We start from the raw sequence: 14,518 nt of genomic DNA, 5'->3' as shown, positions 1-14,518 counted from the left end.
AACGATGAGTCAACGTCTTGAGCGCTTATTGCATTTATTCGCGATAAAAGAACAGGCGACACGACGCGCTGCCGAGGTTTTGGCGCAGGCACGAGAGCAGTTTATTACAGGAAAAGCGCGCCATGAACAATTAGTTGGTTATCGCAATGACTACATGCAGCAATTGACAGATATTGGTGATGCGGGGTGTACGGTAGGGCATATACGCAATCGTATTGATTTTATTGCACAACTTGATAGTGCACTTACTCAATTAAATCAGCAACTGGCTCAGTTTGCAAAAATACGTTCACGTAGTGAAGCCAGTTATTTGCGAGCAAAATCCGAGCAGGATGCAGTAAAACGGTTAATAGAACGCGTTGAACAGCAAGAAAAAGCAAAAAAAGAACGCGCAGAACAAAAGGAAAGTGATGAGTATGCGCAAAAGCAATGGTATAGTAAAAACTCTGACCATTTTTCGACAAAACGTAGTGACTAAATTTTTAAAACGATGCTGGATAGTTTTGGCTGTAGGCATTATTACAGCCGCTGTTATTTCCAGCCTTTTTCGCGCCCTCACTCCGTGGGCAAAACAGTATAAAACAGAAGTTGAACAACATTTATCAGTTTTGTTAGGTGGACAGGTAACGGTTAGCGCCATGGAAACAGGGTGGTATTGGTTTGAGCCGGTGATTAAACTCAATCAGGTTAGTGTGGCGAATGGCGAAAAAGAAGTTGCCAGATTGAATAAATTATTCGTGGGAATTAATCTGCTTAGTTCAATTTTACATTGGCAAATTCAACCAGGAATTCTTTTTCTTGATGATCTTCATTTAAGTTTACATCAAAAAAATAATCAATGGCGAATAGACGGCTATGATAAGCAGAAAATGATTTTTGATACGACTTCTTATCAGCCTGTATTGGCCTGGGTTTTAGCACAGCAAAAAATCATTATTAAAAATCTGTCGGCTACTGTTTACCTCCAGGATGGAACCCTTATTCCCCTGGAAAAACTTAATCTTACTGCGATTAACCGAAGAGGGCATTATCTTATCAAAGGAAAGGGTTCGCTTGCACAAGCGATTGGTACACATTTTCAGCTCCTTGCTGATCTGCATTTGGATCCTGACACGGTTCAAAAGATCAATGGACATCTTTTTTTCTCTGTCCAAAACTTATTACCAGCCCAATGGCAGGAGTTTGCCACATTATCACGTCTGCAATTATTGGATGGTCAGGGAAATATTCGGCTTTGGGCTGATTTGGCAAAAGGGCAATGGAAAAATGTGCAGACCAGGCTGGATTTCCATCGTCTTGCCTTAATTGACAAGCAAGAGAAAAAAAAGCATTTAATCCAGACCATAAAAGCAAATTTAGCCTGGAAGCAGACTAAAGAGGGTTGGCTGTTAACGGGTGATCGTTTGCAACTTGAAGCAAATAATATCCGTTGGCCGGAAAACACGTTGGCGCTTCGTTATCAGAAGAATAAGGATACTTATTTTCTGTTTATAAAAAATCTCTTGATTGAGCCTCTTCGCTCTACTGCCTATTTATGGCCTTCTTCTATAAAAAATGTGATGGCAAGAAAGCCCCAGGGACATTTTCATGATACGCAGGTTCAATTTACAAAACACAATGTTGATACTATTTTAACTCGTTTCTCTGGATTGGGATGGCAGGCTTATGATAATCAACCTGGTATTAATAATCTTTCCGGTGTTCTTTATTGGCAACCCAATGAGGGACGTTTGCTGTTCGAGGGTAAGCATGTAAAACTTACTTCGCGAAAACAGCCCTCCCTTACGTTTGCAAGGCTTAACGCCGCTTTAAACTGGCAGGAATTGAGTGAAGGCCGACGTATTCACATAGAACAATTGAGTCTGGATCATCCTAATCTTTTGTTTAATGCAAGAGGCCAGATTGATAAAATTTCGGCGACTTCGCCCGGAGAGATGAATATCACTGCACAATTTTCAGCAAAAGAAGCCCAATATTGGTTACCTTATCTTCCATCCAAACACTTAAAACCTAAACTGGAGGCTTGGTTTAAACAAAACATTAAACGCATTAAAAATGCAAATGGAATGGTAGTAATTAATGGTCCTCTTGCTGATTTTCCCTTTGATAAAAATCCAGGTAATTTCACCATCACGAGCCATTTAAGTGGTGTTGATTTACTATTTACCTCTCAGTGGCCTCTTACTAAAAATATAGAAAGTTATTTACGAATAAATAAACGTACCCTTGAAGCGGATATTATTCAGGCTAATCTTAAAAAGATAGTCGTGAAACAGGGGAATTTGCGAATTGATGATATTGGATTGGATAGAGAAACACTTCTCATCCATAGTAGGGTAAATACCAAATCTGATAAAGCGTTGGCTTACGTTTTTTCTTCGCCTTTGAGAAAAAATTTATCTGCTTTAAAGAGGTTAAAAATGCAAGGTTTATTAGATCTTGATTTACAATTAGAGATTCCACTTTACCCTGAGAATGATTCGGTACTTGCACTGGGTACTATTAATTTTCAAGCGAATAATCTTACAGTACATCACAGCATGGATGATGTGGAATTAAAAGATTTAAATGGTTCTTTACAGTTTAATCAGGATGGTGTTTTAAACAGTAATTTGAAAGCGCTTGTGTTTGATATGCCGACCACCCTGTCTATTCAATCAGTGCATGCCCCTAAACCTTATACGCAAGTAAAAATGGAAGGGGAACTACCCATAGAAATTTTGGCTAAAAAATTTAATCTGCCTTTGTTTGCCATATTACATGGGACAATGGAATTAAAAAGCAAACTCCTCTTAACTGATAACCCCCAGGAACAATCTCATTTACAAATACAAACTTCAATGGAAGGACTCGGTGTTGACTTGCCTCCCCCATTAGGAAAACCGGCTGAATTAAGCACCCCTTTGACCCTGAATATTGATTTTGGTAACAAAAAGACAACCAGATTGCGTTTTAATTATGATAATCGTTTAAGTAGTGATTTATGGTTTTCCAGTCTAAATGATAAGTTTGAATTAAAAAGAGGGCAGCTATTTTTAGGTCAAGGCGATGCTTTGGCGCATAATCGGGAAGGTTTGGAGATCACTGGTTCTTTAGTTTCGTTTGATCTTCAACAGTGGCTTGCTACTAAAAGAAAGCTGATGCAGTCCGCAGGGGAGTCTTCCTTATTTGATGTAATACATCGAATTGATATTCAATTAAAGGAAGCCATAATAGGGAAAGAATACTATAAAGATCTGGTTGTTAAAGTAGCGAGTTTAGCTAAAGAAGAATGGTCTATTTATTTACAACAGCCCAAGCTTGTGGCTAATTTACATTATCAGAAGAAAACCAATAGCCTAACAGGACGATTTAACAAATTACGTGTTGAAAAGGTTGCTTTAAAAAATAACGTGTCTAATTCGGGTCTTAAACCTGCGGATTTACCTAATCTTGATTTACAGATTGATTCTTTTCAATGGGGGGAACTGGATCTGGGCGAAGTAAGTTTAAAAGCAAAATCCTTACCTCATAGCTGGCGGCTTGACTTCTGCAAAATAAAATCGCCTTCTTATTTCCTGACTGCAAAAGGAGAATGGAAGCAGCATGAAAAAATAAATACCACCACATTGCAGGGGGATTTACATATTAATGATTTGGCGAAAAGTTTACAACGTTGGAAAATTAGTCCAGCGGCGCTTGAGGCCAGGCAAGGTGAATTACGTTTTCAAGGCAGTTGGCCTGATGGTTTGTTCAATTTTGCGCTGGAAAAAGTAAAGGGTCAAATTGCCATTGGCCTTAAAGACGGTCGTATTACCCATTTAAGTCCTGACACAGAAGAAAAATTAGGTTTAGGAAAACTTTTAAGTATTCTTAGCCTACAAACTATCCCACGCCGACTTAAATTGGATTTTAGTGATTTAGCCAAAGACGGTTACAGTTTTGATCAATTTCGAGGGAATTTTAGTCTTGCAAACGGGATCATGAGAACGCAAAATAGTTATATCGATGGTCCGGTAGCCTATGCCAGCATGAAAGGCGATTTAAATATTGCAAAACAGCTTTATGACGTGGATTTAAAAATCTCCCCTCATATTACGGCAAGTTTACCCGTCGTTGCTACCATTGCGGGCGGTCCTATAGCAGGATTTGCAACATGGGTTGCCAGTCGGTTAATTAATCAGGGGATGCAGACAATAAGTGGTTATACCTATAAAATTTCGGGGCCGTGGCAAAAACCGATAGTGCAACAGGTTAGTATTATCAAAAAAGTTAAAACTCAACCAAGTTGACGTTAGCTGTTATTTCGGCATGAGTTTTGATTGTTTTTTTTCAGCAGGGAAAATTTTAGGTTTCACTCACGTTAATATAGGCAGTTTTTTGAATAGGCATGAACACTTAAAAATGATTATAAAATAGGATGCTCATATGTGGGAAACGCTTTTTAAGCGTTATTGGCAAGTTGCGATTTTAAAAGAAAGTCCGGGAAATACACCGTCTTCTTCTTTTTTATTATTTATTGTCTCGTTTTTATTCGTGTCGTTAATTGTCCTGCAATCAGTGATTTCTGAACCAGAAAGGCAAGATTTGAATTTTTTGCGAGCAATTTTAGCCGTTTTAACGTTGCTGTGTTCTTATTTTGTTTATACTTATATTTTACTTAAAATTTATCATAAGGCTGGCAGAACCTTACAAGCGCTAACGACATTAATATTTAGCCACTTGCTTATTCATTTTTTTGCTTTTCCTTTATTGCTGGTTACCCCCATGCTTATTAATAACCAGTTAAATCAGGGCCTTGCCTTGGTAACAGCGATTATTTACTTGATTTTTACTTTGTTATTAATAGCCTGGCAGTTTCTGGTTACGGTACATATCTACAAACATACTCTGGAATCCGATTCATTAACTGCTGTATTGGCAAGTTTTGGTTTACTGGCCTGTAATATTTTAACTGTTTCCTTATGGCAATGAGGGCAATGATGCATTTACACATTTTAGGTATTGGTGGCACTTTTATGAGCGCTTTGGCTTTACTGGCTAAAGAGGCGGGTTTCAAAGTAACAGGTTGTGATGAAAATTGTTATCCACCCGTTAGTGACTTATTACATGACAAAGGTATTAACTGGACTGAAGGTTATGAGGATACTGGACAGGCTTTACAAGCCGATTGTGTCATTGTGGGAAATGCGATTAAACGCGGAATGCCTGTTCTTGAAGCGGTTCTTAATGCCGGTAAAAATTATACATCAGGCCCACAATGGCTGGCTGAAAATATATTATCCCGTTATCGTGTAATGGCTGTTGCCGGAACTCATGGCAAAACTACCACGACGTCCATGCTTGCTTTTATTCTTCATCAAACAGGAAAACATCCTGGTTTTCTCATTGGAGGAGTGGCACCCAATTTTGATACCAGCGCGCAGCCAGGTCATGGAGAATGGTTTATTATTGAAGCGGACGAATACGATTCAGCATTTTTTGATAAACGTCCAAAATTTATGCACTATCGTCCTGAAATTACTATTTTAAATAATCTCGAATTTGATCATGCTGATATTTACCCGAATCTTGCAGCAATTCAGCAACAATTTCATTACTATTTAAAAACCATTCCGGGTAAAGGAATCGTGATCAAACCGCGGGATGATAGCGCTTTGAACGAGGTCATTAATCGCGGTGTTTTTTCTCCTGTAGATAACTTGGCTTTGCATGGTAATGCAACCTGGCGTGCTGAATTGCTCGAAGAAAGTGGACAAGCATTTCGTGTCTGGTATAAAGGTCAGGCTGTTACGGAAGTAAGATGGCCTTTAATTGGACAATTTAATGTTGAGAACGGCCTTGCGGCACTGGCTGCCAGTTTTCATGCTGGAGTAAATATAGAAGAAGCGGCAAATGCGCTGGCAGAATTTAAACCCGTCAAACGCCGTCTGGAAGTGAAAGCCAATCGACATGGTATTACTATTTATGATGATTTTGCTCATCATCCCACGGCAATTAGTAAAACAATCCACGCATTAAAACAAAGCCATCGGCATCAGCGTATTTTTGCTGTTTTAGAGTTTGCTTCTTACACAATGAAAACAGGAGTCCATGCCCATGCCATGGCAAGCGCATTAGCTGATGTCGATGGTGCTTATATATTAAGTCCTGAACAATTTAATCTGGATGACCTTGCCAAGGAGTGGACTTGTCCTTATGTACTATTACCTACTACAAGCGCAATGATTGAGGCTTTAGTCGAGAGCGTACGCTCCGGTGATGCTGTATTGATAATGAGCAATCGGGGATTTGATAATATCCATCAGCAACTGATTTCGCGGATTGATTCACGTTTTAATGTCAAGTCAGGATAGAGTTATCCTCATGGATTGGATGAGATCTCAAAGGATTTTTTTACTAATCCCGCCTGGATAGGAATTCTTCTCTTTTAAACGTATGTGTCAATGAAAATAACAGGAATATTATCACGCCATTGAACGAGTAATAATTAATAATCCATTGATTCAATAGGCTATTTTATGGTTAAGTAAAGAAATGTAGCAAAGAGCAGAGGCTGTGAATAGGGATATGAATAGTCAGAATACCATACATGCATTATTTGAGGAATGGGTTGAGCGGACACCGTATCATACTGCTCTTTTGTTTAATGGCCAGTCAATGACTTATTGGGAGCTTAATAAGAGAGCGAATCAATTTGCGCATTATTTACGGGCGTTGGGTGTGAATCCTGATACTCAAATTGCTCTGTGTATGGAACGTTCCATTGATCTTTTTATTGTTATTTTCGGTATTTTAAAGGCTGGAGCAGCTTATTTGCCACTTGACTCTTCTCATCCTGAAGAGCGATTATTGTTTATATTGAAAGATAGCCAGACTTCTTTCATAGTGACTCATTCTGAGCTCAAGGAAAAATTTGTTTCTTATCAGGGAAAATTAATAGCATTTGAAGCGTTTGCAAGAGAAACAGGAGGATATGACGAAGCGAATCCTTCTCCTATCGCAGAGTCACATCATCTTGCCTATATTATTTACACCTCAGGTTCGACAGGAAACCCCAAAGGCGTTTTAATCGAGCATAAAAGTGTGATTAATTACTGCCGATGGTTTACTGCTTATACGGAATATCAATCCTGTCAACGGGTTGATTTTTCACTTAATTATATTTTTGATATGGCGATATCAGTCACCCTGGTACCGCTTATGTCAGGAATGACCGTTGTGATTGGTAGTGATCAGATAAAGAAAAATATCAGTGTTTACCTGGATTATCTTAAAGATAATAAAATAAATAGTATTAAAATAACGCCCACTTATTTAAAAGTGATGTTACGTGAGCTTAAATTCAGACAGGTTTCTTTACCAGACTTACGGATTCTTATTCTAGGCGGAGAAAATTTATCCAGTAGCGATTGTTTAGCCTGGCTTGATCTTTATCCTGAACATACCCTATTCAACGAATATGGTCCTACAGAAGCGACCGTCGGTATTTCCTTATACAAAGTTAATCGTGCTAATTGTTCTCTTTTACCAACTCATGTGCCAATTGGCAGGCCCGGTTCTAATGTGTATTGTCACATTCTTGACTCTAATCTTTCTCCCGTTTCACCGGGTGAGCAGGGAGAGTTGTATATTGGAGGGATTTGTTTGGCACGAGGTTATTTAAATCGGCCTGATTTAACTCAGCGCCAGTTTATCAGCGATCCTTTTAGTGAAAATAACATGGCTCGCCTCTACAAAACAGGTGATTTATGCCGTGAGTTACCTGATGGTTCCATGGAATGTATTGGCAGAATTGATCATCAGGTGAAGGTACGAGGTTTTCGAGTCGAGCCGGGAGAAATTGAAAAGAGATTATTGTCTCACCAGGCTATTGCAGACGTTATCGTCATAGCTCAGGAAGATTCGTTAAAAGAAAAGTTGCTGGTTGCTTATTATATTTTAAAAGATGACAAGGCAGAGCAGCCCATTAACAGTCAATTAAGACATTATTTGCAGATCTTGTTACCTGATTATATGATTCCGTCTTTTTTCATTAAAGTCGAAGCGTTTCCTCTAACGCCCAATGGCAAGTTAGATAGAAATGCTCTACCTGTGCCGGAGTTAACTCTGACACGGGATTATCTGAAGCCCCGTACGGCCCTGGAAAAAAAGCTTGCCAGAATCTGGTCCGAGGAACTGGATATAAAACGCATTGGACTTAACGATAATTTCTTTGAGTTAGGCGGGCACTCTTTATGCGCAGCCCGAATTATTTCAAAAATAAATAATAATTTGGGAAAGGTCATTACTTTAGATGAATTTTATCATGCCCTTACTATCCGAGAGTTAACTGGCGTGGTTAGCAGAGCAAGGAAAAAAAATGCTTTACATAAAGTAGAATATGAAGCCTCTTCTTCATGGTTACCATTAAGCGATTTTCAGCTTCTGCTTTGGTTATCCAGCACGTTTGAACCCAAAGCAAAAAAATTAAATGTTGTTGCAAGAAAACGTTTGCAAGGGCAGCTTGATCTTGAAACATTAAAGCGAGCTTTAGACGCCGTATTCAAACAACACCCCATTTTATTCTGCAAAGTATTAACATGTCAGCCTGCCCAGGTTTTACAAACTAATTTGCCATTTAAAATAATAACCAAAAATCTTGAAACATTATCTGATTCAGAATGTAGTCAAGTGCTGGAAACCTCCGTAAAAGAATTAAGAGCACATACAGCCTGGGCCAGGGGGAAGCCAAAATTAATTATTCGTTTATTCTATATGAAAGAGGATAGTATTGAATTACAAGCCTGTATGCCACATATTATTGCTGATGATGTGTCTCCTGACATTTTATTCTCACATCTTTCTGACTATTATCTTCTTGATACCCGGCTAACACTTGATGAAGTAAATCCTGATCAGCATTATAGAGAATACCTATTAAATGAACAGCGTTATAGTCAAATGTATTTGGACAGAGATTTTGATTTTTGGAGTAAGTATTTAAAAGATGCTCATCTCTTTACATTTCCTGGATCTGCTATTGTAAAAAAGACGACCTCTCCTCACTTTGCTTATTCAACCTACATGGAGATACCCGAAAACACCTTGATTAATTTACAACAGTTTTGTGTAAGAAATAATGTGAGTCTGAATGATGGTTTATGTGCCAGTGTCGCCCTGGCTTTAGGTGATTATTCTGGTTCCAAAGAACATGTTTTTATAACCCTCGTAAAATCCACGCGGGATAGTCAGACTTATGATAATACAATTGGTTGTTTTCTTCGCTTGGAACCGATCAAAATCACATTAAATAAATACTCGACATTAACAGACCTGGCTCAGCAAATCCATCAAGCTGTTATTGAAACCAACTTCTATCAACGATGTTCCAATGTGGTAAAACTTGCCTGTATTAATGTATTTAGTCAAAAGAAGCGGATTAAAAGCTGTTTAATCAGTCTGTTGGTTTATCTTTATACGGTCATTTTCCCCGGGCTTAAGTTAAACCGCAAGATATTTAATCTATGTGGGCGATTGAGATCCTTCGAGGGCACGGATAAATTTCCAGTTTTCATCAATGTGCAAAGTAATTTTCTTACCTCTAAAAAACAGAATAGAGATTTATTTGGTTTAAAAAGCAAAAAAATAGAATTTTATCAGTATGACCTATTGAAAATTAATAACTTTCTGGATGTAAGTTTTTTGCGCGACGACAACCATCATACTCCTTATTTAGTGCTCTCCGCTAATTTAGGACCTGATTTTCGTGAATTAATTGCTAAAAAAGTCTTTTATATACTTAATTCTTTAACTGTAAATCAAAAGAAGGAGGAAAGAAAATCAGATTTTATAATTTAGTGTTTTTCTATATACGACTTTCTGATACAGTACCTCTGTATTTTAATTTTAAGTAAGGGTCAAGGAATGATGAGAATAATTATTGCTGTTTTTACGTGTTTCTTCTATGTGTCAGGTTATGCAGTATGCCCTAATGCATTACCTACAAATGATGTTAACTTTTGCGCTTCTTTTAAAGATACCGCAGGGTGTCACTGCCGTGAATTGCTCCCCAAGGGAGGCGCTTTATGCAATAACCCACACCTGATTTATGAAACAATGCTAATTCGTTATAAATCCTTGCAAAACGCTTGTGCAACTCAAACCTACACAAGCGCTCAAGATTGTATGGACAACTGGAGTTGTTACCTGAATGGCGGCGTCGATTCACACGGCAGAATATGTAGTTCAACGCGGCTTGCTTGTCGATAAATAATTACATCATTGTAATAAAGAGAGTATGTGCAGGGTAAACGCATCTAATCGAACATTATAAAAACCAAAATGCCTGCGTCCTGTATAAAGTACAGCACGCAGGCAAAAAGAATCGTTTAGTGTCAAAAATTAGATGTGTTTACCTCGGGTATGTGTAAGCTCGGATTAAATTAACCTGACAAAACTGAGTATAAAGGTATCCGGAGGTGTTAACATTTCATCAATTTACATTGAACGAGGTTTAAGCGTTGCGGTTGTTATTGAGAAGTAGCAAAAGCATTAGAAAAATCAAGTTTTGAAATGATAGCACTCACGTTAGATTGTTTTGATCTTGAGGCGTTGTAAAGCGTCAAATTTAAATAGACAAAGAGAAATATATTGTGATTAATAAAAAGTTAGCGCTAATTTTACAATTATCATTTTTTTCATTTTTCTGCCATGCAGGTACGACGGGCGATAATTTATTTCAACGTTCTTTTTACCTGGGAGCAATGGGAGGCTATGGTTCTACGACCTGGAACGGTTTGGTTCCTACTGAAGAAAATCAGAATCTGGCTATTAACATATCTACTCCCGTCAAAGTTGAAGAGGGAGGGGGTGTTTGGGGATTTTTTGTTGGTTATGAATTTGCTCCTGTGTTTGCGTTGGAGGCAAATTACATGCGTTATCCGGATGCCAATGTTGTCTTTGATCCGATAAGTATATTTAGTTTTGACAATGATGATCTGACAAAATTTATTACCCGAACGGAAACAGCCAGTTTAGTGGGCAAGATAATGCTTCTTGTTCCTAACACCAAAGCAAGAATTTATTCCAGTATAGGAGCCGCTGGCGTACACCGGCAAGACATGTTGATTGATCATTGGCGCTTGAGTCCAACATTCGGTGCGGGTTTAAACTATCATTTTACTGATCACTTAATGGGAGAATTAGGAGGGAACTACACAGCGGGTTATGGAGAATCTCAGCTAAGTCCCGCCGATGTTTATTTTCCTTTTCTTTATTCAGTTTCTTTGCGGCTAGCTTATTTCTTCTAGCGATGGGTCACAAGTTAATAAATCAGCGTGAAATTGAATACTTGAAAATGTATATGCAATTTGGATATGCAACTTTTCTTTTTGTAGATTGTATTACATAAATTGTCATTACAATGTTCATGTCATCCCCGCGAAAGGCGGGGGATCTTCTTTCAAGCAAAGTGATGAGGCAAGTTGAGAATAGATTCCCGTTTTCACGGGAATGACTCAAAACAATACAGATGGCTGCTTTAGGTAAAGCTGGCTATTTTGATTAAATTGTAAGCAATAAAACTTATTGTAAGTGTTCACGGTATATGCAAATTTTCTCTTCCAGACTTTGTTCCATGACTTGTCTTTCCCGCGCAGGCGGGAAACTATCCATAAAATTATCACCATGTCTAATTTGTAGATAGTTTTCCGCCTGCGCAGGAAAGACCTTAGCATTACTCCCTAATGACTTAAATGGAATAATATCACAAGAGTCATAATTTCACACGTTGACATCTTGCAGGAGCGGTGGCGTTTTCTATTTGAGCAAGGAAGCAAACAGGGTGAACCATTCCTTGCAAGAACTCTTAATGGTTTCAGAGTTTTTCATTATTAATTAGAACGCTATTTTGCTTTTCTTGGGTTTTGATTGCGCTTCAGTGGAATGGTCCAGGTCAGGATGACAAGGAGCAAATACATTAACCTGAGAAAAGAGTCTATAGGGGTTCCCGGTTTCATTGGTCGATTTGACAGGGATTTCGTTAGTTTGACGCTTAAGACCTCTTGTTTCCAAGAGTACAGACTTATTAGCTTCATTTAAAAATATTGTTAGAGGAGTCTTTGAAGTAAGTGGATTTTTTATTTCCTGAAATTGATAAGTAGAGCGAGTCGCTTCAAAAGTCTCTGGAGAATAATTAAAAAGAAGTTCTTTTATTGGTGGCAAAAAAGAAGGTTTTGTTGACTCGGGTTTTATGGGTGGCAAAGATAAATTGTCAGTCGTTTTTAATGGAGGGTAGGGGTAGTTTGGTGAATCGCCATTGTCATTTATTTCATTTGAAAATAGAATAATAAATGATTTTTGCTTTGGTGTGTACTTTATAAAAGTAACCTTCAATCCTTCTTTAAAAGCATCTAAAAAATCAGGATGATGTAATATTTGGCTTTCACTGCTGTTTTTAATGAATATTAACTCGTTCAAATCTTTTTTTCCAAGACGTTGGGCAAGCACTCCTAATTTCAAGCCGACCATAGATAAATCTTGTGGAGAGTTAAGTAGAGCAGTCGTATAACCTTCTTCATATCCATTGATGTAACCGAGAGTATGTTCGGCAACAGTTACAGGAGGAAACCTATCGTTTTTAGAACAACTTTTACCTTGTTGTTTCCCCATTTTGCTCTATTTAACGAATCCATTGAAATTTGAGCAAATTAAGATCCATTTGTAGCTCAATCAACAGATTGAGACAGCAAAGCTGTCTCAAAAAAAAAGATAAATAGTTTAAGGGGTAAAAGCCCGGATGCACCGAACAGGTGGCACGAAGACCTTAAGGTTGCCGCCGTCGCTACCTGATGGGAAGGAAGCGGCCCACGCGTTAGAGTCATCGAACTGCGATGAACTCCAGTAGATGAGGGCCAAAAACCCGCCAAAGTTACAGGGAATTGCCGCGTTGGAACACAGTGCACTACGAACTGTAGATAGCTCATTTATTGCGGGAAGATACCAGTCTATACCGATGTTTCGACAACGTTGGGCTGCACACTCACCCGGATCTGTTGAACAAGCTAAATCAGCGACAATAGCATTGGTATTGCTAACCCCGTCATCCAGACTTGTTGCGCTAGCTATATCAGAGAAATTACTCGTCCATTGATTACTAAACTCTTGTGCCATATCAATGACCACTTTGCCGCTGCCTCCGCTTTCCTCAAATACCAACCCTCCTAAATGAGAAAAAGCAATCAAGGCAGTGGGACTATTGGCGGTATTGCTGCCGCTGACGGTAATGGTGCACGGCGCGTAAGGGGAGTTGGAAGTTAGCTCCAGCGTGCAACTGGCTCCAGGTGCCACACTGGTGCAATTGCTGTTGTTAACGGACAAATCAGGGCAGGCAGCCTGATTACTGACTGTAATGGCATTGGCATTCACCGCACTGCCGGCATCATTGGTAATTTCCAAAGACAACGAGGCGCCCGCTACCGTAACGACCCGGCTTTGCTGGACAGGATTTGTGATGCTTATCTGTGGCTGACTGGTTACGGTCACCGCCACATTTACTGTGTTGGTATTGTCTCCTGCGATGGGAATAGTGGTTGGTCCTTCCTGCGTACTTGATGCCAACGTAATCGTACAGCTTGCGCCAATCGCAAGACTCGCGCCACAGGTTGTACTCTGTACGCTGATGTTGCTGCCTCCTGGAATGGTCGCAATCACATTCTCTGCCGCAACCGGAGAGCCTGCATTATTAGTCACGGTGATATTGCCTGTTGAATTTTCAGCAAATAGTAATGTGGTTGGATTGACGCTGAGAGTGGCCAGGGGTATGGCGGTGACGGTTACTGCAACATTCGCGGTATTGGTGTTACTGCCGCTAATGCCAATAATGGTGGGTCCTTCTGCCGTTGGAGCAGTAAAAGTAATCGTACAGCTTGCGCCAATCGCAAGACTTGCCCCGCAGGTCGTGTTTTGCACACTGATAGGACTGCCGAAGGGAATGGTGGCAACCACATTATTCGCAGGCTCTGGCGAGGTCAGGCTATTGGTTACAGTGACCAATCCATTTGTTCCCGCAACAAAATTTAAAGCAGAGGGGTTCACCGTAATCGTAGCCCCTGTGGCAGGGCCGCGGGTAATATGTAAACTAGTGGCGGCACCTGGCTGATAACACTGGTTTGGATTCGGGCTGCCATCCAGATTGGCCTGACACAGCACGGGGCCGTAATGAACACCTCCCTGAGGTAACGCATTGCCGATAATAACAAGATTCAAGACACAACTGCTGCCGGCCTGTCCTCTGGGCATCAGTTGACAGGGAGCAGTTTGGCTAATGCCCGGTGTGGACTGAATGACCAGTGTTTTAGGCTTACCTGACTGATTTTGGACCACATACTGTACTGTAGCTGTCCCGTTCGCCGGCACAGTCTGGACGGGATTACTTCCCGGAGCAGGAACAAGCGTCCACAGTGGCTCGGCTGCCTGTGCGGTCATTACTATCGACCCGCAGCATAGCAACATCAGTATTCTGCGTATAAAAAAGTGGTTGTTGGTTCTTTGCATGGTT

At 39.7% G+C, this 14,518-nt stretch carries 9 protein-coding genes and 1 pseudogene; 7 read left to right on the top strand and 3 right to left on the bottom strand.

All coding sequences use genetic code 11. The features are described 5' to 3' along the window. The first annotated feature begins 4 nt into the window (after positions 1-4). The 7 genes from fliJ (at position 5) to T345_RS0105040 (ending at position 11,270) form a co-directional block, all read left to right on the top strand. The gene (fliJ, locus tag T345_RS0105065; protein WP_028388384.1) at positions 5-478 is read left to right on the top strand and encodes a flagellar export protein FliJ; all 474 of its coding nucleotides are present in this window, start codon (positions 5-7) and stop codon (positions 476-478) included. Further along, positions 411-4,271 carry a YhdP family protein gene (locus T345_RS0105060; protein WP_084273738.1) on the top strand — a complete coding sequence of 1,287 codons (3,861 nt, stop codon included), beginning with the start codon at positions 411-413 and terminating at the stop codon, positions 4,269-4,271. Before fliJ ends, T345_RS0105060 begins: the two co-directional genes overlap by 68 nt. A 136-nt stretch (positions 4,272-4,407) precedes the next feature. Further along, on the top strand, positions 4,408-4,953 hold the full coding sequence (locus tag T345_RS0105055) for a hypothetical protein (RefSeq protein ID WP_028388382.1): 546 nt from the start codon (positions 4,408-4,410) through the stop codon (positions 4,951-4,953). An 8-nt stretch (positions 4,954-4,961) separates the two neighbouring features. After that, positions 4,962-6,335 carry a UDP-N-acetylmuramate:L-alanyl-gamma-D-glutamyl-meso-diaminopimelate ligase gene (mpl, locus tag T345_RS0105050; protein WP_028388381.1) on the top strand — a complete coding sequence of 458 codons (1,374 nt, stop codon included), beginning with the start codon at positions 4,962-4,964 and terminating at the stop codon, positions 6,333-6,335. A gap of 202 nt (positions 6,336-6,537) precedes the next feature. Continuing rightward, entirely contained in the window at positions 6,538-9,819 is a 3,282-nt protein-coding gene (locus T345_RS13615) for an amino acid adenylation domain-containing protein (RefSeq protein ID WP_242604538.1), read from the top strand. Positions 9,820-9,885: 66 nt separating this feature from the next. Then, positions 9,886-10,230: a hypothetical protein gene (locus T345_RS14755; protein WP_084273736.1), complete on the top strand. Its 345-nt coding sequence runs from the start codon at positions 9,886-9,888 to the stop codon at positions 10,228-10,230. A gap of 383 nt (positions 10,231-10,613) precedes the next feature. Then, on the top strand, positions 10,614-11,270 hold the full coding sequence (locus T345_RS0105040) for an outer membrane beta-barrel protein (protein WP_028388380.1): 657 nt from the start codon (positions 10,614-10,616) through the stop codon (positions 11,268-11,270). 435 nt (positions 11,271-11,705) lie between these two features. Here T345_RS0105040 and T345_RS15585 read toward each other — a convergent pair. The 3 genes and pseudogenes from T345_RS15585 to T345_RS15325 form a co-directional block, all read right to left on the bottom strand. Beyond that, positions 11,706-11,798: pseudogene (locus T345_RS15585) on the bottom strand (IS982 family transposase); the annotation flags it as partial. Positions 11,799-11,856: 58 nt separating this feature from the next. Then, complete coding sequence (locus T345_RS0105035; protein WP_028388379.1) at positions 11,857-12,630, bottom strand: hypothetical protein; 774 nt, start codon at positions 12,628-12,630, stop codon at positions 11,857-11,859. A 108-nt stretch (positions 12,631-12,738) separates the two neighbouring features. Continuing rightward, positions 12,739-14,518: hypothetical protein (locus T345_RS15325; protein ID WP_211249730.1), on the bottom strand; the 1,780-nt coding region annotated here is incomplete at its 5' end.

This window comes from Legionella fairfieldensis ATCC 49588 (assembly GCF_000621525.1).
Lineage (GTDB): Bacteria > Pseudomonadota > Gammaproteobacteria > Legionellales > Legionellaceae > Tatlockia > Tatlockia fairfieldensis.
Note: the sequence above shows the minus strand (reverse complement) of the source record. Positions and strands in the feature narration are given on the sequence as shown.

Excerpts from the sequence above, each read along its gene's own strand:
- mpl (WP_028388381.1), top strand. The coding sequence starts at position 4,962 with ATGCATTTACACATTTTAGGTATTGGTGGCACTTTTATGAGCGCTTTG.
- fliJ (WP_028388384.1), top strand. The coding sequence starts at position 5 with ATGAGTCAACGTCTTGAGCGCTTATTGCATTTATTCGCGATAAAAGAA.
- T345_RS14755 (WP_084273736.1), top strand. The coding sequence starts at position 9,886 with ATGATGAGAATAATTATTGCTGTTTTTACGTGTTTCTTCTATGTGTCA.
- T345_RS0105035 (WP_028388379.1), bottom strand. The coding sequence starts at position 12,630 with ATGGGGAAACAACAAGGTAAAAGTTGTTCTAAAAACGATAGGTTTCCT.
- T345_RS0105055 (WP_028388382.1), top strand. The coding sequence starts at position 4,408 with ATGTGGGAAACGCTTTTTAAGCGTTATTGGCAAGTTGCGATTTTAAAA.
- T345_RS0105060 (WP_084273738.1), top strand. The coding sequence starts at position 411 with ATGAGTATGCGCAAAAGCAATGGTATAGTAAAAACTCTGACCATTTTT.